The sequence below is a fragment of the Amycolatopsis ponsaeliensis genome, from assembly GCF_030182635.1.
GTDB lineage: Bacteria > Actinomycetota > Actinomycetes > Mycobacteriales > Pseudonocardiaceae > Amycolatopsis > Amycolatopsis ponsaeliensis.
On the sequence record NZ_JAPZLD010000005.1, the window covers coordinates 225,790 to 247,901 of the forward strand.

Below are 22,112 nucleotides of genomic sequence, written 5' to 3' on the forward strand. Positions count from 1 at the left end.
GGCCGCGCTTCCGGCTGACGGTTGTCGCCCAGCGCGACCGCGCGCGAGTCGCGTAGCCGGGTTGGCCCCGGGAGCCCGACGGCGCTCCCAGATCATGGTCGGCCTTCGGCCGGCTGCCTCTGACCGGCCCGCGTGGCCGCGGCCCGGTCCGCGTCGCGCGGCGACGCGGCGCGGGCGCTCGCGCGCCAGCGCGTGGCCCGCCGAAGGCCGGCCACGCGCCTCGCCTGCGGCGAGAAAAGACAAAGGTCGGCCTGGCGGCCGACAGTGACATAGCCCGCATCCGCGGGCTGCGCTGGCGCTTTGCGCCAGCGAAAGACAGGGACTTTGGACTAAGGTATCGCTATCGCGATACGGAGAAATTGACTCCGGACCTCCCCCGCGCGACGCGAGGGGAGAGGTGTGCCCAGGTGGCCTGGGTAACGCCGATCGGGAGCGCACCCGAACAAATCGACTACCGACTGGGCCAGCAACACGGCTGCACCGTCGGCGAGATCGACGACGCCCAGCTCGACTACCGCACCGAGCAGGAACGCCCGCTGATCTGGGTCGGCGAGGCCTTGGCCGACCTCGGAATCCAAGCCGGCACCGAGCTCACCGAAGACCAGTTCGACCTGGCTCGCAAGCTGGTCAATGGCTACCACCCACACACCGGCGAACAGCTCGTCGAGCACAAGCTCGGCGTTCCCCGCGACGCGAAAGTCCAGCTCGCGCCTCTGGTCCGCGCCATCGAAGGCGTTGCCCGCGAAGCCAACATCGACATTGCCGAGGTCCTTCGGCACACCGAAGGTCGCTGGGCCGGCCGCACCTCGAAGTCGATGCTCGAGACGTTCCGCCGCGCCCAGCGCGCCGTCGCCCGCGAAGGCGAACTCGCCATCCTGCGCGCCGACCACGCCGGACGCCTCGCCGACGCCGCGGGCATCCCCGTCGAGGACATCTGGGGAATCGACGCCTACACCCAGGCCGCCGCCAAACTCACCAAAACCATCACGGTCACCGCCGCTGACGGAACCACCAGCGAAGAAGTCGTCGACAACCGCGTGGTCGTGGGAAACCTCGCGTACGACATCACACTGCCCTACGACAAAGACCTCAGCCTGCTCCGGGAATGGGTAGACGAGGACACCGGCAGCGAGATCGACAACATCTTCACCGAGAAGGCCTTGGAAACCTTCGCTTGGGCTGAACGCAAGCTCGCCTACGGAATGCGCGGACATCACGGCGACGGCGAGACCGCCGAGACGGTCGCCGGGAACGGCTTCGCCGGCTGGGCAATGATCCATCGCTCCGCGAGGCCTACCGAAGGACACGCGATCGGAGATCCGCACTGGCACATCCACTTCACCATCGCCAACATGACCAAGGGCGAAGACGGCAAGTGGAGCACCGTCGCCGCCGGCGGACGCGACCTCATGCGCCACGCCCCAGCTCTGGACAAGCTGAACCGGGCAGCAGCGCGCAAGGTGCTGACCGAGCGGTACGGCATCTCCTGGAAACGAAACGAGCGCACCGGTCTGTGGCAGGTCGCCGCTATCCCCGACGCCGCGATTATAGAGTTCAGCCAGCGCGGCGCCGACGTGAAAGCCATGTTGCTCGATCTGGGATTCACCGAACAGACCGCCTCCTCCGCACTGCTGCGCATGGTCAAACAGGAGACACGGCTCCCCAAGACCGAAGCGACCACGCTGTCGGACACCAACCTCAGCGAGCACTACCACGACCGCGCCCACCAGGCCGGATTTGACTCCCGCGCGATCGCCCGGGAAGCGATAAGCGGGTCTACCGCGGCCGGCGATCCCGGCTCCGCGCAGCAACCCACCCTTGCTGAGCTCGCCGAGCTGCTTCAGAACGTGCAGACCGGCCTCACCTCGCACTCCCGCCGCTTCTCCCGCATCGACGCCATCTGCGCCGTCGCCGACGCACTACCCGAGGGAGGCGACCACGAAGAAATCGAAGCCCTGACCGACCAGGTCCTCGAGAACACCGGGTTCGTACCGCTGCAAAACGCTCCCGGCCCCGAGGTCGGTGCGCAACCCTCGCAGGGGGAGAAGCAGCAGCTCGGCGCCGATCACATGGCCGACGCCACGCTGTACACCACCCAGGACATCATCGACGTCGAGAAGGTGATCGTCGCCGCGGCCCAGGCCAGCCACGACGACCAGACCGCCATCCGCGTGCCGGACGCCACCGCGGCGATGGCCGCGTCCACCATCGAGGCCACCAACGGGTTTGCACTCTCGGCCGAGCAACGCCGCGAGCTGTTCAACATCGTCACCTCCGGCCGCGCGATCGATGCGCTTATCGGCGGCCCCGGCGCAGGCAAGACGACGTTGATGGACGCGGTCCGTATCGCCTACCAGGCCGAAGGGTTCGTCATCGCCGGCGCCGCGACGCAAGGCACCGCGGCCCAGAACCTGCAAGCCGAGTCCGGCATCCCCAGCCGAACCGTCGCGCAGTGGCTGTATCGCATCAAGGAAGGGCCGGGCCTCAACGGCGTGGACGTCCTGGTCCTCGACGAGGCCGGGATGACCAACGACCGCGACCGGGCCGTGCTCTACCAGGCCGCCGACGCCGCGGGCGCGAAAATCGTTGAAAGCGGTGACCCGAAGCAGCTCAGGGGCGTGGGCTGCGGCTCCATGTTCGCCGTTGTCCACGAACTCGTCGACGGTGGCGAACTCATCGAGAACCGGCGCCAGGCTGACGCCGACGAACGCGCCGCGATTGCCGCCTGGCGCGAGGGCAACTACTCCGAGGCGCTGACCTCCTGGGCCGACCGCGACCGGCTGGTCGTTGGCGAAACCGGCCAGGAGGCCACCGCGTCGATGCTCGCGACCTGGATGGACCAGCGCCGCGGTGCACCGGATGAGTTTACCGAGATGCGCGGTCTGCTCATGGTCGCCAGCACCAACGAACAGGTCGACCGTCTCAACGCCGGCGCGCAGGCCGTGCGCCAGGCGCAAGGGGAACTCGGCGCGGGCCGGACCTACGACCTCGTCGGTGGCCGGGCGATTCACTTGCGCGAGAACGACTACATCATGATCCGCGTCAACGAACGCCAGCCCGGCCAGCCGGACGCACTCAACGGCTACCGCGGCATCATCGACCGCATCTACGCCGACGGTCGGGTCGATGTCCGCTGGGACCGCAACAGCAGCGATGGCCGCCTCATCGAGGGAGCCCAGTTCTCGCCCGAATACATAGCCAAAGGCGGCATCACCCACGGCTACGCGATCACCATCCACAAGAGCCAGGGCATGACGATCGGCTCCGACGGAGCCACATGGACCGGCGAAGACAACGAGCGCCGAGGTGGCGCCGTTCTGTTCTACGCCGCCGGCGCGGACAACCCCGGCTCGTTCGTGGCAGCCTCCCGGCACAAGCTGAAGATGTGGATGTTCCTGGCGCGCAAGGACGTCGAAGGCCATCAAGACGAATACCTGCTCGGCATTCCGAAGACTGCCTTCGAGCGCACCCGCCGCGTCGTCACCAAGCTGATCGACCGGGCGAAGGCAACCGAGACCAACGTCAACGACCGGCCTGTCCTGGTAGACCTCGGTCTCCTCGAGGAGTCCGGCAGTGCCGAGACACCCGCACAAGCCCACGGCGTCGACCCCGCTGTCGCGGCGCAACGCCCCCAGCGCGCCGAGCGCAAAGCCGCCGACACCCAGCGCCGCACCACCGCTACGGAACTGCTCCGCGAGGAATGGGGCGAGCACCCCGCGGTGAAGAAGGTCAGCGAAGGTGCCGCGTTCGGCGCCGTCGCCCGATGGCTCGACCGCATCACCAGCGACGGGGGAGACCCGCGCGCTGCGCTCCGCGAGATCGATCCCGACGACGTCATTCTGCCCACCGTGCTCGACCCCAGCCGGGTCACCGCCGCCGCGTTGAAGAAGACCGCGACCACCGAGTCCAGTGACCCCGCAGACCCCGAGCGCGGCGGGGCCGGCGCACCGAAGAACAAGCACCAGCGGCGAACGGACCGTGAGGAGCGCGACCGAGTCGAAAACGAACAACGCGATCAGGTGGCCGACCTGCTCCGGGAACAATGGGGCGACCACCCCGCAGTCCAGCGGGTCGTCGAGGGCGCTGCGTTCGGCGCCGTCGCGCAGAACCTCGCCACCGCCGCGGCGACCGGACACGACCCTCGTGCCGTCCTGGCCAGCATCGACCCCGGTGAGCTCGCCGGCAAGGACAGCCCTAGTGCGTTCACCGCCTGGAAGATCCGCACGATGACCGATCCCGGCCCCGAAGCGGGCCAGGCCGGCGCGGTGCCAGCTGAGTCTTCACCATCGGCGCCGGAGTCTCCTGCCCGGCTGGACATCCTGGTCCCCGCCTATACCCGTGCCGCCGAGCAGCTCGTCCGGACCCCCGTTCCCGTCGGGCCCGTCACCACACCGCCCGCGTCAGCCACCGCGTCTCCCGCCCCGGCGACCCAGCCAGCGGCGCGACGCGACGCGATGTGGCCGAGTTGGTTGCCCACCGCGCCCGACCCGCGGCCGCTGACAGGCCGCGACCGGGCGATGGCCACTGCCGCGGCCGCCGACGCGCAGCGCATCCGCGCTCGCGTCGTCGAACTGGGCCGCGACGCGGCCCGCGAGCGCCCCGACTGGGTGCAACAACTCGGGCCCGCGCCTGCCGGAGCCGCGGCTCGCGCCCGCTACCTCGCCGCGATCACCACCATTGCCGCCTACCGCGAACAACACGGCGTCACCGGCCCCGACCCGCTCGGCCCGATACCGACCGGGACATCCGCGCCCGCGTACGCCGCAGCGCGCCGGGCGCACGACCGGCTCACTCAGGCCCCGAAGACACCGGCCACGGACAAGGCAGGCCGATCCGCCACCGAAACCAGCGAGCGTGGACGACGTCCCGATCGCGACGACGCAAAGCCGGCGACGTCGCGTGCCGACGACGCTCGGCAACGGGCGCAGCGGATTCTCGAACAGCAGCGTCGAACCCAGTCGCAAGCCGATCAGGATCCCCGGCGGCAAGGCCCTGCGCAGGGACCACGCCCCGGGTACTGACCGACTGCGGCGCGCGGGCCCGCGAAGTCCGGACCCGCAGCCCGCGCTCAGGTGTCTTCGGTACGGGACGCCAGCTCGACCAGCTTCAGAATGGCCTGCGTGTAGGCGGTCTGTAACGCCCGACCCACAGCGTCGAACCGCACCTGAGGCGGCACCTCGTCCAGGCCGTCGAGATTCAGGTGCGGCTGCGCGGACACGATGAGCGCGAACTCCATCTCCCGCTCGTCCGGCGTCGGGGGAACGAGATTCGCCGCGGCGGCCTGCGCGGCCGCGGCGCGCTTGTCCTCCTCGGCCGGCCAGCCGCCTTCGCGATTGGTCCACAGGACGATCTCGCGCACATCCCCGAGGATCGCGCTGCGCATCGAGCTGGCGCGAACGCCCAGACCGGTGTCCGCGTCGAGCTCGTCCAGCGACAGCCGAAGGACCTTGCTGATGTTCAGGTTCACACGCTCACCCCCGGCCTGACTACGGGCGTTACTGTAGCCACGTTACTGCGATCGACCGATCGCGGGGCGTAACAACCCGACTGCCGTCGAGCCCGGCGGAAACACCGAACCTGAGCCTCCGACGACCGCCTCCACGAGGGAGCCCCTGCATGTTCCAGGTGATGAGCGTGAACCTACGCCACGGCGCAGGCGACGGCCGCTGGACCGGCATCGCCGCGCTGATCCGCGACGTCGGTCCGCAGATCCTGCTGCTGCAAGAGGCGAACGGATGGGCCGACCCCGACGACCAACGGCTCGCCACCGCAGAGCAGGATCTCGGGCTGCGGGGCGCGATCGCCCCGAGCCCCAGCGGTTTCCACACCGGCATCCTCATCGACGGCGAAGCCGTCAGCTGGGACGACTGGGACACCGACCACGCGCACTTCAGCATGCACGGCCACTCGGAGCTCATCGCGACCGTGCCCTGGCTTCCCGCTCCGCTGACCGTCCTCTCAGCGCACCTGAGCCCGGATTCGGCCGACCTCGCCGCGCAAGAAGCGCAGGTCCTCATCCGGCACGTACACCGTACCGGCGGCTACGGCATCCTCGGCGGCGACATCAACCACGTCCCACCCGGCGACGCCGAACCCGACTGGAACAAAGTCCCGCCGCACGACCGCGCCGCCCGCACCGTCGCTGCTGATCCCGTCCTGCGCGCGAACCACGCCGTCGGGCACGTGCTGGCGCGCGGCGACCTCGTCGACGTCGCCGCCCACCTGGCCGAGCAGCGTCATGACCCGACGCTGCGAGCCTGGACCGGCCACATCGGGATGGTCCGCACCGACCAGATCCACATCACCCGAAAGCTCTTGCCGGCGCTGATCGACTACCGCCGCGTCGAGGCCCGGCCGTTCAGCGACCACGACGCGGTTGTGGCTGTGTTCGACCCCGACAAACTTCCGCTCCCCATGACATCCGGCTCAACCAGCTGATCCCCAACGGTCCGGCTCGGGACCGCCGTCTGCGAGGTTCGCGATGCCGATCTGTCAGGTCTGACCGGCCACGTCGAGCACCGGCGCGAACCGGGGCGAACTGCGCGATGGCCGACGCACGCGGGCGAGGCGAGAAGAACCCGGCCGCGAGCAATCACTCATCGCCTGCCCGGCCCTGGTTGAGACGGCCCCTCTACGATGAGTTCCCGCAGCTCACGGACGGATGGAACGGATGCAGCGACCGCAGTCAGCCGCGACGGAACGCATCGGCGTCGAACTCGTCGCCCTGGCCGTGAGCAAGCACCTCCGCTGGCTGTTCCGTGAGCAGCCAGTCAACGACGTCGGCATAGACGCGCACGTCGAGATCGTTGAAAACAGCGAAGTCATCCCCAGGCTGCTGGCGGTGCAGATCAAGTCGGGCCTGAGCTTCTTCGACCAGCCTGTTCCCGACGGCAACGGCTGGTGGTTCCGGCCCAGCGACGCACACGTGAAGTACTGGACCAACCACGTCCTCCCCGTCGTCGTCGTGCTGGTGAACCCCGAGACCGAACGCATCCACTGGCAGATCGTCACACGCGACACTTTGGAGAAAAGCTCCCGAGGCGGATGGAAACTACGGGTCCCGGAGAACAACATCCTGGACTCCACGGCTCGGCAGCAGCTGCGCGCCCTTGCCGACGGCGACCCCTACGTGCTGCGCGTGCGCGAACTGCAGCTCGCCCAGCCGTGGATGCAGTTGCTGACATCCGGACAACGACTCCTCGTGAGTATCGACGAGTGGATGCACAAGTCGTCGGGACGCGGCTCGATCACCCTCAGCTCCATCGTCGACGACAGTGACGAACCCGAGTGGTTGGCCGACTGGGAAGTCGGCCTCGGCAGCCGCGGCTACGACGAAGCGGTGCCCCGGCTCTTCGCCTGGGCCGACGTCTCCTTACACGAGTACACCTACGACAACGCGGAATTCGATCTCTACGAACAGGAGTGCGTCCGCTACGACAACGAAGGCGACCGGCACTCCGGGGAAAGTTTCCGTGATTGGCAGCAGGGCAGAGTGGTACTACCCGGTTTGAGGCCCTACACCGACGATGGGGAAATCGCCTACTGGCGTCTCGAACTCAGTCTCAACGCCCTTGGCACGGCCTTCCTGCTCGTTCACGACTTCGCCACCCATGGGGATCCTCAATTGATCACCAAGCCCTCATAGGACGCGGCGATTCCGGTCCGCCATGATGAGACGTGAACTCCGATGCGCCGGGCGCCTCCGCAGGGCTGAACATCGCCGTCGATCCCGCGCCACATCCTCTCGCGCACCGGTTCGCCGTGCTGGCCGCGACGAAATCCGGCTGGTGCGGAGGAGACTCGGCCTACGCCGTCGAACTCGCCGGCGGCCGCGAACGCCTGTGGCTGTTCTCGGACACACTGCTCACCGGCGGCAGTATGGTCAACAACTGCATCGTGGTCGAAGACATCGCCCGCGGCGAACTGCGAACAGTCCTCGGCGGCACCCCCGCCGAACCCGGCGCCCTCGTCAGCCCGCACAACACGACCGGGCCCGACGGCCTGTCGCGATGGCTGTGGACCGGACACGGCATTGCAATCGACGACCCCGGCACGCCCACCGACCAGCATCGGCTGTGGGTGTTTTACCAGGAGTACCAGGCCACCGTCCCCGACGAGCAGAAAGCGGAATGGGACTTCGCCTGGACCCAGACAGTCCTCGTCGAACTGTCCCTTCCCGACCTGCACGTGATCAGCAGGACACCCATCACGGACGGCACCGGCGTGCAGTGGGGTGCGGCGGCCCACCGCGAAGGCGATGACCTTCTGGTCTACGGCGTCGCCGACGAGGGCGAGAACAAGCACCTGCTGCTCGCCACGACGACAGCCGTCCGGCCAGGCCGTGCCTGGCGGTACCGCACTGCGGACGGCAGCTGGTCGACTCAGCCCGGCGACGCGGCGCGACTGCTGACCGGGGTGAGCAACGAGTTCAATGTCCTGCCCCTGCGCGACGCCGATGATGGTGGATGGCTGCTGGTCACCTCCGACACCACCCGGCCCCACGGCTCCTGGCCGATCGTCGCCTACCGCGCACCGCACCCGGCAGGGCCATGGGCGGGACCACAGCTCGTCCTCGATCCACCGGAGAACAAGGGCACCCGCTACGCCTACAACCCGTCGTTCCTGCACCTGGCCGGCCAGAGCTACCTGCTGGCCTACAACGTGAACGGGCGCCTCTCGGAAGTCCTCGCGGATGAATCTCTCTTCCGGCCTCGGTTCCGCCGTGTTCAGCTCGGCACCCAGGCGCTCTCCGACTTCTGAGCAAGGCCGCCGAGTCGTCGTTCCCTGAGTCTAACGACGCGGCGTTGCTGCCGGGAGCCGAGGAGCCGTGGGGCACTACCGTTGCCCGGAGGTGCCGCAGATCCGCTCGCGATGCATCCTTACAACCAAGGCACCTCTGTCGGCGGCGAGTGAAGGACGAGTCCATGGCGAACGATCATCACCCAACTCCGGCCGGAGCGAGCACAGCTCCGGCCGGTGAGTCGATCTGCCTGGTCTTCCACGTCAGCGGACGTCTCCGGGCTGCCTGCGTTGACCGGTCGGCCGCCGAGTTGTTCGTGCTGAACACCTACGACCCGAACACCTTCGACATCATTGAGCTGCCGCTGCTGGATGCTGGTGCCGCTCGGCAGGCCGGGCTGGCGCTGCTGCGCCGATCCCTGACGAACTTGGCTCCGCAGGTGGTGGGCTCGTCAGACCCCGCGGCCATCGAGGAGAAGGTCCATACCGCCTGGCACGAACGCACCGGCACCGACTGGGCCGACTTCACACCGCCGCCGTTGCCCGACATCGACCTCGACGCGCTCGGGTGTGGTCTGCAACGCGACTACCTGCGGGAATCAGAGTGGCACCAGTATGCCGACACTCGCACCGGATGGCTGGCGTCGAACGGCGGGTACAGCGTGGTGCTGCCTGGCCGCCGCGAGCTGTGGATCTGCGGAGACACCTTCCTGCCCGCTACCGGCCAGGACGAGAACATGATGGTGCGCAACAGCTTTGTTCTCGACGACGGCACCACGCGCACCACCTACACCGGCAGCGTCGGCCCCGATGGCCAGCGCGGCGACATGATTCCCGCCCCCGGCCCGGACGAGGATGGTCGGCAGCGCTGGTACCGGCCTGGAGCCGGACTGGCCACCACCGAAGGCACCGAACTGGTCGTCTTCGCCCACCGCCAGGTCGCCACCGGGATCTCGGACTCCGCGTTCACCGGCACCGCGCTGGCCCGGTTCACGCTGCCCGACCTCACGCTGGTCGAGGTCACCGACTTGCACCCAGGTCCGATCCGGTGGGGCGTGGCCGTGCAACGGTACGGCGAGCACGTCCTGGTGTACGGGGTGGAAGATCTGGGCGCGGAGAAGTGGCTGCACCTGGCTCGCGTGCCCCGCCGCCCAGCTGACCCGGAAGCGAAATGGGAGTTCTGGCAAGGCGAGCGCTGGTCGGCCGACAGCGCGGACTCCTCCCGGCTGCTGCACGGTGTGGCCAACGAATTCGGCGTCCTGCCCGTGCCTGACCGGAACGGGGGCGGCTGGGTGCTGCTCACCCACGACGCCCGTGAGCCATTCAGCCCGGACATCGTGTCCTACCGCGCCGCGCAGCCGTGGGGACCGTGGAGCACGCCGACCCTGGTGTACCGGACGCCGGAGACCACCAGCGGCGTGGTCACCTGCAACGCCAAGCCCCACCCCGGCATCTGGACCGGCCGGACGGGCGATGTCCTGGTCAACTACAGCGTGAATCATCGCGACCTCGCCCAGGCCGATCCGACCACATGCCGGTGGCGTTGGTTGCGGGTGCCGCTCACCACGCTGATCGGCGACCGTCAGCCGCACTGACACTGTCGAGCACCCGGACACCCGACGAGAGGGGACTTTGTGAAGCCGCACGAGTACGAGTTCGGCGACCGGCCTTGGCCGGACGGCAAAGGAGTGCTTCAGGTCTACGCGCCGATCGACCTGACGATCAACCCGGAAGCGGCGGCGCTGGTGGACAAGATTCGCGACGCGATGGACGGCGCTCCCGTATCCATGTTGGACACGCCCGGACTGCATGTGACCCTCGACCTAGTCGCGGACAAGGTGATCGAGGATCTGACGCAGAGCGAGCGGGACGACCTCGAGGATGCCCTTCGTTCCCGGCTCGCCGACATGCCCGTCTACCACGGCTTCGCTTATCCCATCGCCTACGCCGTCGGGCCGATCATGGACATCAGCCCCGCCGGCCCGCTGCGCACGTTGCAGCAGGCCGCCCGTGACACCATCCGATCTGCTCGTGGCGACACGGCGTGCACGTTCCGCCAGGCGAAGCCGCACATGAGCCTCGGCTACTGCCACACGCCGACCGACACCGACCCGTGGTCACGGAAGGTTCGGCAAATCGACCCCGCCGTCGTCCCGTTGACCATCACCACGGTCGAATTGGTCGACGTCCGCCCGGACAACGTGACCAAGGAACTCGGCTGGAAGCCGATCGCCCCGTCGATCCCGCTGCGCGCCGACTGACGTTGGCGTGCCGGGCCGAGTGCTGTCCCGGCATCGCCAACGGGCACGACCGCCGCATGTCTGATGTGCCTGACTACCTAAACGTGCGCCTACCTGCGAAACGTCTTGACAGCTGTAGATGGCCAGGGTGACGTGGAGGCCTTTGTCCTGCACCAAGCCGACCGGGCGCCGTCGACCGCCGCGCGCCACTTCGGCAGCAGTTCGGCCAACTCCGGGTTCGCCGAAAGTTCGACCGGCGCGTACAGCTGGAGCGTCGTGAACCCCGGCGGCCACGGCTCGGAGCCATACATGAACACACACACCGCTCCACTTGTCTCCCTCTTCTTGATCAACTGTCACGACCCGGCACAACGACATCCCGGTGCCTGGTGCGCGGGCCGGCTCAGCCGACCAGATGGTTAACACCCCTCCGCCATCGTGCGGGAATGCACCGGCATGTCGCAGCAGCTCGCCAGTGCCTGTACCACGGCTTCATCCGGGCAAACACGCGGCCGCCGGTGGGGCACTCGGCGGCCGGTGCGCCAAAATCCTCGACCCGCTGTGGCTACTCGTCGGCCCAGTTCTCATCAAGGGCGCACAGTCGATCGATCCTTTCCTGTTCCAGGGCGTCACCCGCGAGCAGCTTTCGCTGCCGTGCCAGCCACTTGTGCAGCGCGTTGCCGTTGCGGAACTGCAGGTGGCCGTGACGCTTCTTGAAGCTGGCCGCCTCGGCGTAACGCTTGTCCCACGTCTCGGCGTACGGGTCCCATGGGAAGCCGATCTTGTTCAGGAGCGCGATTTCCTTGTCGCCGAGCTTGCCCAGGTTGCGGAACGATCGTTGCCGGTTCTTCCAGGACGCGAGCGCGACGTCATCGACGGTGCGGTAGTCTTCGGGGACCTTGAAGTGGCCTTCCTCCCGGCGGAAGGCATCCAGTTCCTCGTAGTTGGCAAGCCATGTAGCCCATTTCTGATCCGTGGTGACCCCGATGGCCTCCAGCAGTTCACGTCGTTCGGGGTCCAGGTTGCCTTTGCGATACGCCACCGCCTGGTTGTCCAGCCAGGTTCGCTCGGTCGAACGTCCGGATGGCAGTCGGCTCGGGTGCTTCTTCTCGCCCATAGCGGCGGACACCTCGTTGTAGCGGCGCATCCACAGTTCGCGGTCGCGAGCTTTCTTCTCCTGCTCGAGATCCCATAGGAAGCCGATCTTGTTGAGTAACGCGATCCGCTCGGCAGACAAGCTTCCGTTGTTCCGGTAGCCGCGCTGGTTCTGGCACCAAGCGTAGAGATTGATGCCCGTCAGCGACATAAAACCGTTGGGAAGAAACATGTTCCCGTACTCGTCGCGGTACGACTTCAGTTCATCGTAGGCTGTCTGCCAGGTTTCGTCGGGCACCTTCCAGTACATCCCGATCGCGTTGAGCTTCTCGATCCGGGCCTGTGCCAGTGATTCGGCACCGTGAGCCTTGCGCTGATCGGCGATCCATGCGCCGAGTTTGAAGCCGGACGGTGCGACCCATTTGTAGTGGACACGCAGGTCTTTGTTGCGGTCAAAGTAGTCCCGGGCTTCTTCGTAGCCGCGGTTCCACTTCGCGTCGTGGATGCTCCACACGATCCCGATGTCCTCGAGCGCGCGGACCTGATCCGCGAGAAGGGTTCCCTCGCGATGCTTCTTGCGCTGGTTGAGAATCCAGGTTCCCAGGGAGAATCCGTCGGTCGTCTTCCAGGCGCTGGGGACGTCGAGGTGACCGTTGCGTTCGCGGTAGGCGCATGCGTGTTTGTATGCCTGTTGCCAGACGTGGTCCAGCTTGACCCACACCATGCCGATCTCGGCCAGGGCCGTGATCCGCTCCGCGCTGAGTTTGCCTTTCGCGTAGTCCTGGCGCTGCTTGCCGAGCCAGATGCCGAGCTTGTGGCCATTGGCCGCGATGTGGTTGTGGGGGACTTCCAGATCGCCATGCTCGTCCCGGTAGCGTTGCGCAGCCTCGATGCCGGCGTCCCAGGCTCGTGTCCACTTGTCCTCGCCCAGATTCCAGGTGATGCCGAGCTGCTCGAGTGCCTGGATTCGTTCCTTGGTGAGAGCACCCTGCTTGTAGAACTTCCGTTGCCACCCGAGCCACGTTCCGATTCGGTAGCCGTCCTCGGCGACCGTCTTCACCGGGATGTCGATGTGCCCGTGAATCTTGTGGAACGCTCGAACGTGACCAAGAGCGGTCGTCCAGATCGCGTCGAGGATGTCCCAGACGATGTTGACGCTGTCGAGCGCGGCTTCCCGTTCCGGGCGAAGGCTTCCATCGCGTCGATACCTGCGCTGGGTGGTCAACCAACTGCCAACCCGCAGCCCACCTGGGCTCACCCAGTTGACGGGAACGTTGGCGTGGCCGTTGAGGTGAAAGTACGCACGGACCGCACCGAAGTACTCGTCCCAGCTCACGGTGGTGGCGCGGACCGTGCGGATGGTGATCGACTCAGCGAACTCGTCCGGGATGGCGACACCGCGGATCTGCAACCACGGCGGGAGCTTGACCTCGCGGTCGGGTTCCAGCTCACGTCCCTCGCCGAGCGCGGTGCGCCGGAGGCGGAGGTACTCGTCGAGCCGGTCGTCGTGGTCGCGCAAAGCGCGAACTACCTGCCAGACCGGCTCCCAGGTCGACCCTTCCAGCGCGGCCTCGGGACTCTCGCCGGAGCCCAGCAGCAACGGCACGACGATCGTGGCGACCTTCCCGCTGCGCCCCCCGGTCCGCAGCGCACGGCCGACGGCCTGGATCGTGTCGATCGCCGACGTCCGCGGACGGGAGAAGACGATGGCGTCGACGGCGGGAACGTCGACGCCTTCGGTGAGGACCCGCGCGTTGGAGACGACGGCGATCTCGTCGCCGGGGTCGGCAAGCCGGTTGATGATGCGCCGCCGCAATGGTGGTGGCTGCACCCCGGATACATGCCCGGCCCACAGCTCGATCGGGCCCGAAGGCATGAGTTTCGCGGTCGCGGGAAGCGTGTGCGCCCACAGTTTCGCGTCGGCGACCCGGTTGTGGAACGAGATAGCGCGCCGGACGCCGTATTCGGTCATCGAGCGCAGGACGGCGATCTGCCCCGCGAGGACGCCGGGCGCCACCGCCGACCCGCCTAAGGTCATGGATAGGCCTTCGTCGGTGGTCAGGTGGTGGATTTCCTCCGAGGTCACAACCGGAACCACGACGCGGTAGTCCGCGAGCAGCCCCAGGTCGATCGCGCGGGAGAACGGCAAGCGGTAGGAGACCTCACCGAAGATGCGCGTGTCGTCCATGGACACGACGTTCTCGGCCGAGGAAGTCGCGACCCGCGGCGTGGCGGTCATGTACACGCGTCGCTTCGCTGGAACGAGCTCGTTGTGGTGCACCACCTTCCACGGCCCGGCCGCGTGTCCGGTGGTCCGGTGCGCTTCGTCGATAATGACCATGTCCCAGGGGCCGAGCCCGTGGTTGGCGTGTGCGGCCGCGACGACCCGCATCGACATGTACGTCGAGAGCACGGTGGCGCGGCCGCGGCCGACCAGCGCGCCGGCCAGGACGTCGGCGGTGGTGGTGACCACGACGTCGGGTTCGCCGGCGATCAGCTCCATCTCGGCGATCGTGAGGTCGCTGCACACCGCCACGACGGTTCCGAGCGGTCCGTCACCGACATCGCGGTAGGCCCGCAGTGTCTGCACCAGCAATTCGATCGTCGGCAGCACCACCAGGGCCTGACGTCGCGCGCGGAGGTCGGCGACGAGCGCGCCGCCGATCCGGGTTTTGCCGATCCCGCAGGCGCCGACCAGGGTTGTCCGCCCACCCCGGGCGATCGCGCTCCTGACCGACGTCAACGCCTCGACCTGGTGCGGCCAGAGCTTCGGCGACCGGGCGAGGCTTTCCCCCATGGTGCGAATCCCTCCCGTAATCAGTAACCCCGAACGGCTGCCGAACTCCCGTGGCTCGTACCGGTCCGGTGACAGTAACGCCGCGTTGTGCGATGTTACTGTCACCGTAGTTGCCAGGCACTGGGACACCGGTAATAAGGCCTGGTCGCGGCGGGGTGCGCGGCGACCAGGTGCTCCGCTGGCGGCTTCAGCGCCGGGTGAGGACAAGGCGCCGCCCCCGGCCGAGGGGGGAGTAGCCGGGGGCGCGCGTGTGTGCGTGCAGAACCTGAAACCAGCGGTCTGCTCGTCGCGTGATCGATGACCTCTCAATCAAGCCTGCTTGCGCAGGAAGATCGGCTCAGCCCGGCTGGCACGGGAACGATCACGCACAGCGGACGCTACTCCTCTGCCTCGGCGAGTTCCACCGCAACGCGCTGCAGGGTGAAAAGGCGAGTCCGGCCAGCCGGATCGTTGCCGGGCGTCTGACGTTAGAGATCCACCGTCACGGAGATGCGCTTGTGGTCGGAGTCCGGCTTCGCCGGATCAAGCGGCTCGTGGATCCGGGTGGAACCGGGAACCACGCGCGCCGCCAGCGGCGTGTTGAGCAGGATGTGGTCGATCTGGGTGCACTGCCGTCCGGACGGCTTGGGCAGGTTGGTGCCCGTGTAGATGCCGGCGAGCTCGGCCGCGTCGTGGAACCCCACGCCGCCGACGCGCTCATCGCGCTGCTCGTCCCACCAGCCGCAGAGGTAGTCCATCGCCCGTGTTTCGAGTCGGCGCGGCTCGACGGGTCTGCCGTCCAGGCCTCTGCGCAGGCGGTACAAGATCTGGTGCGGTTTGTCGTAGTGAGGCGCGTCGAGATCCTGCGGCTCGTGGTGGGGGCCGGACAGGACCTCGTTCCAGTCCGCGAGGATCGCGGACAGCACGGTGGGATTGGCGAGCCAGCGCATCGCTTTGGCGTCGGACTCACGCAAGGCCGGGTCGTTGAGATCGCCGTGCGTGGTCGTCACGTACAGCTCGTCGCCGCCGGTCACGGGCCTGATCGTCACCAGGTTGGAATTCCTTGCGGCGAAGTCCGGTGCCCGATGGTCGTAGAAGCGGCTCACCACGACCGTTTGCGCGTCGTAGAAGATGACCGGGGCGAACGGGCCCCATTGACGGGGAAGTTCGCAAGGGAGTGGCACGTATGGGCGGCCACCGGCGGCTCGCATCGCCGCTACAGCGCCCCATTTGCCCTCACCGCCGTTGAATTCGTAGCGATCGCCTTCGCCCATCACGAACAAGTTCGGCCAGCGGTCGTCCTCACCCATGACTCGCACGAGGCCGGTGAAGTCGTAGCCGGAGCCGCCGCCGCGGGCACCGCCCCCGATCAAGCCACCGTGCTCGAAGTTGAAGTATGCCAGGTCGATCGTCGTCACCGGGTGTTCACCGTCCTGTTGTCGCGCACGGGAATGGCAAGGGGGAACCGGTGGAGGACGTTCCATCGGTACACGCACTGGGCCGGGTCCTGCTGGACCTCGGCCAAGACGATCGAGTCGACTGTCAGCGTCGCGTGACTGGGCCGGATTCGCCGCAATTGGCGTTGCAGGGTATCGGTTTCCTGTTCTCCGTGTGCGTAGGCGAGGGCCATGTGCCCAGGGGTGGAGTCGTGGCCGATCGAGTCCTGCCCGCATATCGTGGCGATGATCGTGCGGGCACGGTTCACAAGATCGTTGAACGGCTCGTCGTAGTGGACGTCGGCGAGGACACCTGTGTTGTAGGCCAGGAGGGAGCCGAGCAGCAGACTGAACGAGGGCAGCGAGGCGAACAGGCCTGCCAGCTCCTCGATCAGCCTCGTCCGGGCCGCCGGCCCGACAGGCTCACGGGCGAGCCCGTGGTTGATCGACTGCACGGTCAGGTGAACCCATTCGTCGGGGACAGGCCGGTCGGTGGCCGGATGTTGCTTCAAGAGCGTGCGGATTCGGGTGAGCATGATCGCGAGATCGTCATCGCGGTGGAGGTCGGGCGTGACGAGCAGGTTCAGCTCTCGATGCCCCCGCGGCCACAGCCGCTCGGGCTGGAATGCGCTTTTCACTGCAGTACGGATCCCTGTTCGTCGGTAGGTGCGATGACGTCGATGATCAATAACTGGAGGGACTCGCCTTTGGCCAGCACGGCGGCTCGTGTCCTCAGTGGACTTACATCCCAGTGATGGGTTCGTCAGCGGCTCGCGAGCCGGGTGCGCAGTTCCGGCACATTCACGACCGTCCTGAGCGGAAGGTGGTCCGATGCCTTGCGCGCAACGTCGGTGACGACGGGGGAGCAGCCGACGATCGCGGGCAAGACCGCGGTGCTCACCCAGGCCAGATCGATCCGCCGGAGCCCGTGCGGCCCGTCGGGGTACCAGTGTCCGATTGTCGGCTCCCAGGTCCCGCCGAGGGCTGCGGCGGCGTCGTGCAGCAGACCCCCGTAGGAGAGGGACTGCGCGGGGCGCCGGTCGGCGCGAACGTTGATGATCTCGCCGGTGGCCGGGTCCTCGTCCCAGAGACACTGGAACACCTGCTGCGGATCGGGGTCTTTGCCCGTGTACGGCTCGGGGTCGTAGAACTCCCCGGCCGTGGTGCGGGCGTTGGACAGGCTGTTGAAGTCGCCGCAGAAGATCAACGCGTCTCGCGTGTAGCCGCTCGTCGCCGCCAGCACGAGTCGCTCGGACTCGTTGACGCGTGTGCTTTTTCCCAAGGACGGGGCCTGATAGCTGGCGACCGAGACTTCGATGCCGTCAATCTCTAGTGTGCCGACGACCATCGCGTGCCAGAGTTCGCCGTGGCCGTAGAAACGCCAGGTTCCTTCCACGGGAGAGACCCGCTCGGGGTCCCACAGGACTGCGGCGTGCATGTCGTGGGAGCCGTAGGCGGCGGCGACGTTTCCGGGCTCGTACTCGCACTCCAAGCCGGTTTCCCGTGCCAGAGACCGGACCCGGGTCATCAGCTCTGCCCGATCGGGAGCGTAGATCTCCTGCAGCAACGCCACCGACGGGCGCTCGTCACGTAGCACCTGTTCGACCAGCGGTGCACGTTCTGCTGCTTTGCCTGGCCGGATGTACTCGGCCACGTTCCAGCTGAGCACTGTCGCGGTCGTACGATCTTCCTGCACGTTTGGTTCCCCACCCTTGTTCGGTCGGTGTCGACGGATCCGTCAACAGCCGGGTTGACCCAGATGAATGTCGAGAGCATCACGCTGTTCACCTCGTCGGAACAGCTTCACCAGCGGCACTGCCATTGCGGTCGTCACCAGCGTCATCAGCACCAGGATCGCGAACAACGCCGGGCTTAGAATGCCCAGCTGGCGCCCAACGTCGAGCACGACCAGCTCGGTCAGGCCACGGCAGTTCATCAGCGCACCGATCTGTCCGGCCGTCCGCGCCGGAGCGCCCATCGCGCGGGCGCTGAGCACGGCCCCGCCGAACTTGCCGAGGACCGCGACCGCGACGACCAGAACACACCATCCCCAGAGACTGCCGTCAATGCCGAGCAGCCGCAGGTCGGTGCTCAGCCCGCTGATCGCGAAGAACAGGGGGAGCAGCAGGGTCTTCGTCACGCCGCCGATCATCGACGTCACCCGTTTGGCGACGACGGACTCACCTGGCAGTGCAAGTCCGAACAGGAACGCGCCGAAAATCGCGTGCACACCGATCCACTCGGTGCAGGTCGCGGCCACTAGAACCCCGACGAGGACCAGGTGCAGCGCCCCGCGTTCGCCGGGGGCGCCGTCCGCGCCGAGCAGCCGGCCCAGCGTCGGACGCAACGCCCACAGCACGCCGGCGAAGGCGGCGGTGAGCACGATGGTCACCAGCACTCCCAGCACCGACGACGCGGTGGCCACGGCGACGACCAAGGCCAGCAGAATCCAGGCGGTTACGTCGTCTACCAGCGCGCAGGTCATCACGAGCGCCCCGATCTGCTGGTGGTACATCCCCAGGTCCAGCAAGATCCGCGCAAGCACCGGCAGCGCGGTGATGCTCAACGCGACCCCGAGGAACAACGCGAACGGGAGGAACCCGAGCCCAGGCGGGGAGAACCGGGCGAAGGCGGCAATGGCGAGCAGCACACCGAGCAGGAACGGCGCCGCGATGCTGACGTGGCTGACCACGAGCGCGAGGCGCCCGCGGCCACGGAGGCGGGCGACGTCGAGTTCGAGCCCGGCGAGGAACACGAACAGCACCACGCCGATCTGGGCGAGTACCTGCAACTGGGCGAGCGTGGGATCCGGGATCAGCCACTGCCGTGCCGCTGGAGACACCGAGCTCAGTAGCGTCGGGCCGAGCAGGATTCCCGCAGCGATCTCACCGACAACCGCTGGCTGCCCCACCTTCGCGACGAGCGTTCCGACTGCCTTGCACACGACTACGATCAGCGCGATCGCCAAGAACAGCCGCGCATACGGGTGCACGGTCGCCGCGATCGACATGGCCCGGCCTTTCCCGCCGCCGACCGCAATAAGCAGTGCGGTGGCGGCCGCCGCGGGCAGGACGACCAGGCTCAGATAGATCACGACCGTGCGGGTACCGCTGACTCGTCCAGTGCGGGTGGCGGTCATGACGTTCCCTCGCTTATCCCTGTTATCACAGCGACTTCACCCGCCGTGCCGCTTCGCGGACGATCTGGTCGGACTGGGCGATGCAGAGGCGGACCGTGTCGGGTGCGCTGTTGAACACGACTCCCGGCATGCCGACGACGCCCGCGTCGGCTAGCCGCTGCCAGGCGTCGGATCCATCGCGGGTGCGCACGAACACGTACGTGCCATCAGCGGCGGCGACGGCGATCAGGCCGCGGGATGCGGCGACGGCGTCGAGCAGTTCCCCGCGCAGGTCATCGAACCTGGCGATCCGGGTATCGAGTTCGTCCTGAGTGGCTGGGTTGGACAGGATCCGCTTCGCCAGGTGCTGGCCGGGACGGCTGCTCGACATCGACAGGTGCGTTTTGACCCGCGTGGCCGCGGCGAGCATCGCGGGGTCGGTGGCCACCAGGCAGCCGACGCGCGCGCCAGGCAGGCGCAGCAGCTTGGACAGGCTGAAGACGAGGATGTCGTGGGCGGCGAGTTCGGCGGTGAGATCCGCGATGCGCCTGCCGGCCAGCGACATGTGGGAGATGTCCCAAACGGTCCAGCCGTCGTCCCGCACGGAGATGCCGGGCGTGGTGATGATCCCGGTCGGGTTGTGAGGGGTGCACACGACGACCGGTTCGCCCGCCCGGCGGCGGGGCGGGACGCCGGGGACGTCGTAGTGCACCACCCGCAGGCCGACGAGCCGTGCCAGCTGCTCGAAGCCGGGGAAGGCCGGCCGCGGCAGCAAGACGGTGTCACCGGGATCTGCGACGCAGGTCAAGGCCAGGAACAGTGCTTCGCTGCCACCGGTGGTCACCAGGACCTGATCGCCGGTCACCCCGATCAGGGCGCCGAGGATCGCGCGCAGTTCGGGATCGCCGGCGACCCCGCCGTAGGAGCTGAGCTCGTCGGCGCTCAGGCCGGGTTGCGCCAGCATCGGGACGGCGGTGGCCAGCGGGGGCGAGTTGTCCCCGCGCAGGTCGAGCTGACCGGCGGGGACGACATCGTCGTAGTCGTAGGTCACCACCGCGGCGGCGCGATTACTGATGCAGGTGTGCATGCTCAGCGCTCCGGATGCCCGGCTTGCCACGCTGCGTGCAGGTCGTCCGGGCGCAGCGAAGCCAGCTGGGCATGGACTGTCACCAGCCACAACGCGGCGAGTTCGACGTCGATGTGCTCGTCGTCGGCGAACTGCCGCAGGGCCTGCTCTTCCACCGGGGTCAAGTTCAGCGCCGCGCAGGCCGCGGGCACGAGGGTCCCCGGCGGACGTCCTGTGACCGTGCCCAGCCGATTCCGGCTCGCCAAGAAGCCTGGGAGCGTGGCTGGCGCCGGATGTCCAGGCAGGCGATGGTGCAGCAGCACCAGCTCGGTGGCGAGGTTGCCGGCCCCGGGCCCCAGGCCGAGCAGGGCGCAGTCGATGTGGGTGGCGCCGGCGTCCACGGCGGCCAGCGCGTTGGCGTAGGCGAGGCTCAGGGGGTTGCGGGCATGGAACCCGAGCTCGGCGTCGAGGTGCTCGGTCAGCCGGTTCACGAGCTCCTCGACTTGATAGGGCAGCAGCGCCCCGCAGGTGTCGGCGACGAAGAGAACGTCGGGGCTTGCCTGCGCCTGGATGGATTCGCTGTGGCGGCACAACTCGGAGATGGTGTATCGGGAGGCAAGGGTGACCGAGACCGTGGTGGTAAGCCCGGCCTCGCGCGCCCGCGCAGCCAGCACCACGATGCTCGAGAGCCAGGCCGGGTGATATTCCAGCCGCAGCGTGGCCAGCCCGGCCTGCACGTACGGCGCGAAGTCCAGCACCTGCTCGAGTGTTCGGGGGTGCACCGTCGCTGCCAGCCGCAAGCCGGGATGCCGGGCGGCGGCGACGTCGTCCGGGGTCAGGAAGCTGCCGACATCGGGGACGGTCGTGGAGTGCCCCGGCGGAGTACCGCCGAGGTAGCCGAGGTCGACCATGTCCACGCCGAGTGAGGAGAGCGCTGCCGGCACCGTGCTGTAGACATCTGCAGGCCAGCGGAAGCCGGCGTCAGCTCCGCCGTCACGTAAGGTGACGTCGAGCAAGGTGCCCATGAAGTCGGTGCGGCACCGCAGCGGGTGGGCGAACTCGTCGTACATCAGATCCTCGGACTGTGGTCATGACGGCGGATGGCGGCGAAGCGGTAGAGGGTCTCGAGTTCCGGTTTCCGGTGTCCAAGCCAGGCTGAGAGTTCGAGTGCCGCCTGAAAGTCGCCCTTGCCCCACCAGTCCCAGCGCGGCACAGCGAGATGGCGCCCGCGTCGGGAAACGGAAACTCGGACAAACCCTGGTAGGGCCGGGCTTCCGATTCTTTTCCGTGGGCCACCATCTCGCTGTGGATCATGGGGTCGCAGCTCGGAAACGGCGTGCCGAACGCAACTCCACCTGATCGGTTCGCTTGTCCAGCAACGTTTCTGTCGTTCGCTTGCGCGTTGCTGGTGCGTGGTCGTGGTGTCGGGAAGTCGCACGAGCTACGGATGGTGTTACGGCCACGATTGCCGTTCACCAATTTTTGTGGCGTGGCGCTACACAGTCAATTCCACTCCCGGTGAATCCATGGCGAACGGGGCCGCGCACCCGTGGAGCCGTTCCACGAGGTCTGCCGGGGCTGTCGGCCAGTCATGGCGTGACGGCGATCCCTGGTGGCGGTGCGCCTGCCGATGTTCCGGCTT

The 22,112-nt window shown here is 67.7% G+C and carries 14 protein-coding genes; 6 read left to right on the plus strand and 8 right to left on the minus strand.

Annotation, left to right across the window (positions count from 1 at the left end; all coding sequences use genetic code 11):
* Window positions 1-407: 407 nt before the first annotated feature.
* Window positions 408-5,021 (plus strand): MobF family relaxase, encoded by a 4,614-nt coding sequence (gene mobF, locus QQ657_RS10215; RefSeq protein ID WP_284741817.1) that lies wholly within the window; start codon window positions 408-410, stop codon window positions 5,019-5,021.
* 47 nt (window positions 5,022-5,068) lie between these two features.
* Here the strand turns inward: mobF and QQ657_RS10220 are convergent, their stop codons facing one another.
* Window positions 5,069-5,467, minus strand: coding sequence for a hypothetical protein (locus QQ657_RS10220; RefSeq protein ID WP_284741818.1), 399 nt, complete (start codon window positions 5,465-5,467; stop codon window positions 5,069-5,071).
* Window positions 5,468-5,616: 149 nt separating this feature from the next.
* On the opposite strand from QQ657_RS10220, the gene QQ657_RS10225 reads away from it, so the two are divergent.
* From QQ657_RS10225 to QQ657_RS10245, 5 genes are all read left to right on the plus strand, one after another.
* Window positions 5,617-6,438 carry an exonuclease/endonuclease/phosphatase family protein gene (locus QQ657_RS10225; RefSeq protein WP_284741819.1) on the plus strand — a complete coding sequence of 274 codons (822 nt, stop codon included), beginning with the start codon at window positions 5,617-5,619 and terminating at the stop codon, window positions 6,436-6,438.
* A gap of 223 nt (window positions 6,439-6,661) precedes the next feature.
* On the plus strand, window positions 6,662-7,645 hold the full coding sequence (locus tag QQ657_RS10230; protein WP_284741820.1) for a DUF4365 domain-containing protein: 984 nt from the start codon (window positions 6,662-6,664) through the stop codon (window positions 7,643-7,645).
* 32 nt (window positions 7,646-7,677) lie between these two features.
* A complete protein-coding gene (locus QQ657_RS10235; RefSeq protein ID WP_284741821.1) occupies window positions 7,678-8,760 on the plus strand; it encodes a DUF5005 domain-containing protein in 1,083 nt (360 codons plus the stop codon).
* A gap of 164 nt (window positions 8,761-8,924) precedes the next feature.
* Window positions 8,925-10,334, plus strand: a complete 1,410-nt coding sequence (locus tag QQ657_RS10240) for a DUF5005 domain-containing protein (RefSeq protein ID WP_284741822.1) — start codon at window positions 8,925-8,927, stop codon at window positions 10,332-10,334.
* 39 nt (window positions 10,335-10,373) lie between these two features.
* On the plus strand, window positions 10,374-11,000 hold the full coding sequence (locus QQ657_RS10245; RefSeq protein ID WP_284741823.1) for a hypothetical protein: 627 nt from the start codon (window positions 10,374-10,376) through the stop codon (window positions 10,998-11,000).
* A gap of 544 nt (window positions 11,001-11,544) precedes the next feature.
* Here QQ657_RS10245 and QQ657_RS10250 read toward each other — a convergent pair.
* The 7 genes from QQ657_RS10250 to QQ657_RS10280 form a co-directional block, all read right to left on the minus strand.
* Complete coding sequence (locus QQ657_RS10250) at window positions 11,545-14,871, minus strand: DEAD/DEAH box helicase (RefSeq protein ID WP_284741824.1); 3,327 nt, start codon at window positions 14,869-14,871, stop codon at window positions 11,545-11,547.
* 467 nt (window positions 14,872-15,338) lie between these two features.
* Window positions 15,339-16,268, minus strand: coding sequence for a hypothetical protein (locus QQ657_RS10255; protein ID WP_284741825.1), 930 nt, complete (start codon window positions 16,266-16,268; stop codon window positions 15,339-15,341).
* Window positions 16,265-16,924: a hypothetical protein gene (locus tag QQ657_RS10260; RefSeq protein ID WP_284741826.1), complete on the minus strand. Its 660-nt coding sequence runs from the start codon at window positions 16,922-16,924 to the stop codon at window positions 16,265-16,267. Before QQ657_RS10260 ends, QQ657_RS10255 begins: the two co-directional genes overlap by 4 nt.
* Window positions 16,925-17,049: 125 nt before the next feature.
* On the minus strand, window positions 17,050-17,982 hold the full coding sequence (locus tag QQ657_RS10265; RefSeq protein ID WP_284741827.1) for an endonuclease/exonuclease/phosphatase family protein: 933 nt from the start codon (window positions 17,980-17,982) through the stop codon (window positions 17,050-17,052).
* Window positions 17,983-18,024: 42 nt separating this feature from the next.
* Window positions 18,025-19,425 carry a cation:proton antiporter domain-containing protein gene (locus QQ657_RS10270; protein ID WP_284741828.1) on the minus strand — a complete coding sequence of 467 codons (1,401 nt, stop codon included), beginning with the start codon at window positions 19,423-19,425 and terminating at the stop codon, window positions 18,025-18,027.
* 25 nt (window positions 19,426-19,450) lie between these two features.
* Complete coding sequence (locus QQ657_RS10275) at window positions 19,451-20,491, minus strand: pyridoxal phosphate-dependent aminotransferase (protein ID WP_284741829.1); 1,041 nt, start codon at window positions 20,489-20,491, stop codon at window positions 19,451-19,453.
* 2 nt (window positions 20,492-20,493) lie between these two features.
* A complete protein-coding gene (locus QQ657_RS10280) occupies window positions 20,494-21,540 on the minus strand; it encodes a hydroxymethylglutaryl-CoA lyase-like TIM-barrel protein (RefSeq protein WP_284741830.1) in 1,047 nt (348 codons plus the stop codon).
* Window positions 21,541-22,112 lie beyond the last annotated feature (572 nt).

Bases quoted from the DNA above. Each gene is read 5' to 3' on its own strand.
- QQ657_RS10270 (WP_284741828.1), bottom strand. From the start codon at position 19,425: ATGACCGCCACCCGCACTGGACGAGTCAGCGGTACCCGCACGGTCGTG.
- QQ657_RS10275 (WP_284741829.1), bottom strand. From the start codon at position 20,491: ATGCACACCTGCATCAGTAATCGCGCCGCCGCGGTGGTGACCTACGAC.
- QQ657_RS10240 (WP_284741822.1), top strand. From the start codon at position 8,925: ATGGCGAACGATCATCACCCAACTCCGGCCGGAGCGAGCACAGCTCCG.
- QQ657_RS10230 (WP_284741820.1), top strand. From the start codon at position 6,662: ATGGAACGGATGCAGCGACCGCAGTCAGCCGCGACGGAACGCATCGGC.
- QQ657_RS10280 (WP_284741830.1), bottom strand. From the start codon at position 21,540: ATGTACGACGAGTTCGCCCACCCGCTGCGGTGCCGCACCGACTTCATG.
- QQ657_RS10250 (WP_284741824.1), bottom strand. From the start codon at position 14,871: ATGGGGGAAAGCCTCGCCCGGTCGCCGAAGCTCTGGCCGCACCAGGTC.
- QQ657_RS10225 (WP_284741819.1), top strand. From the start codon at position 5,617: ATGTTCCAGGTGATGAGCGTGAACCTACGCCACGGCGCAGGCGACGGC.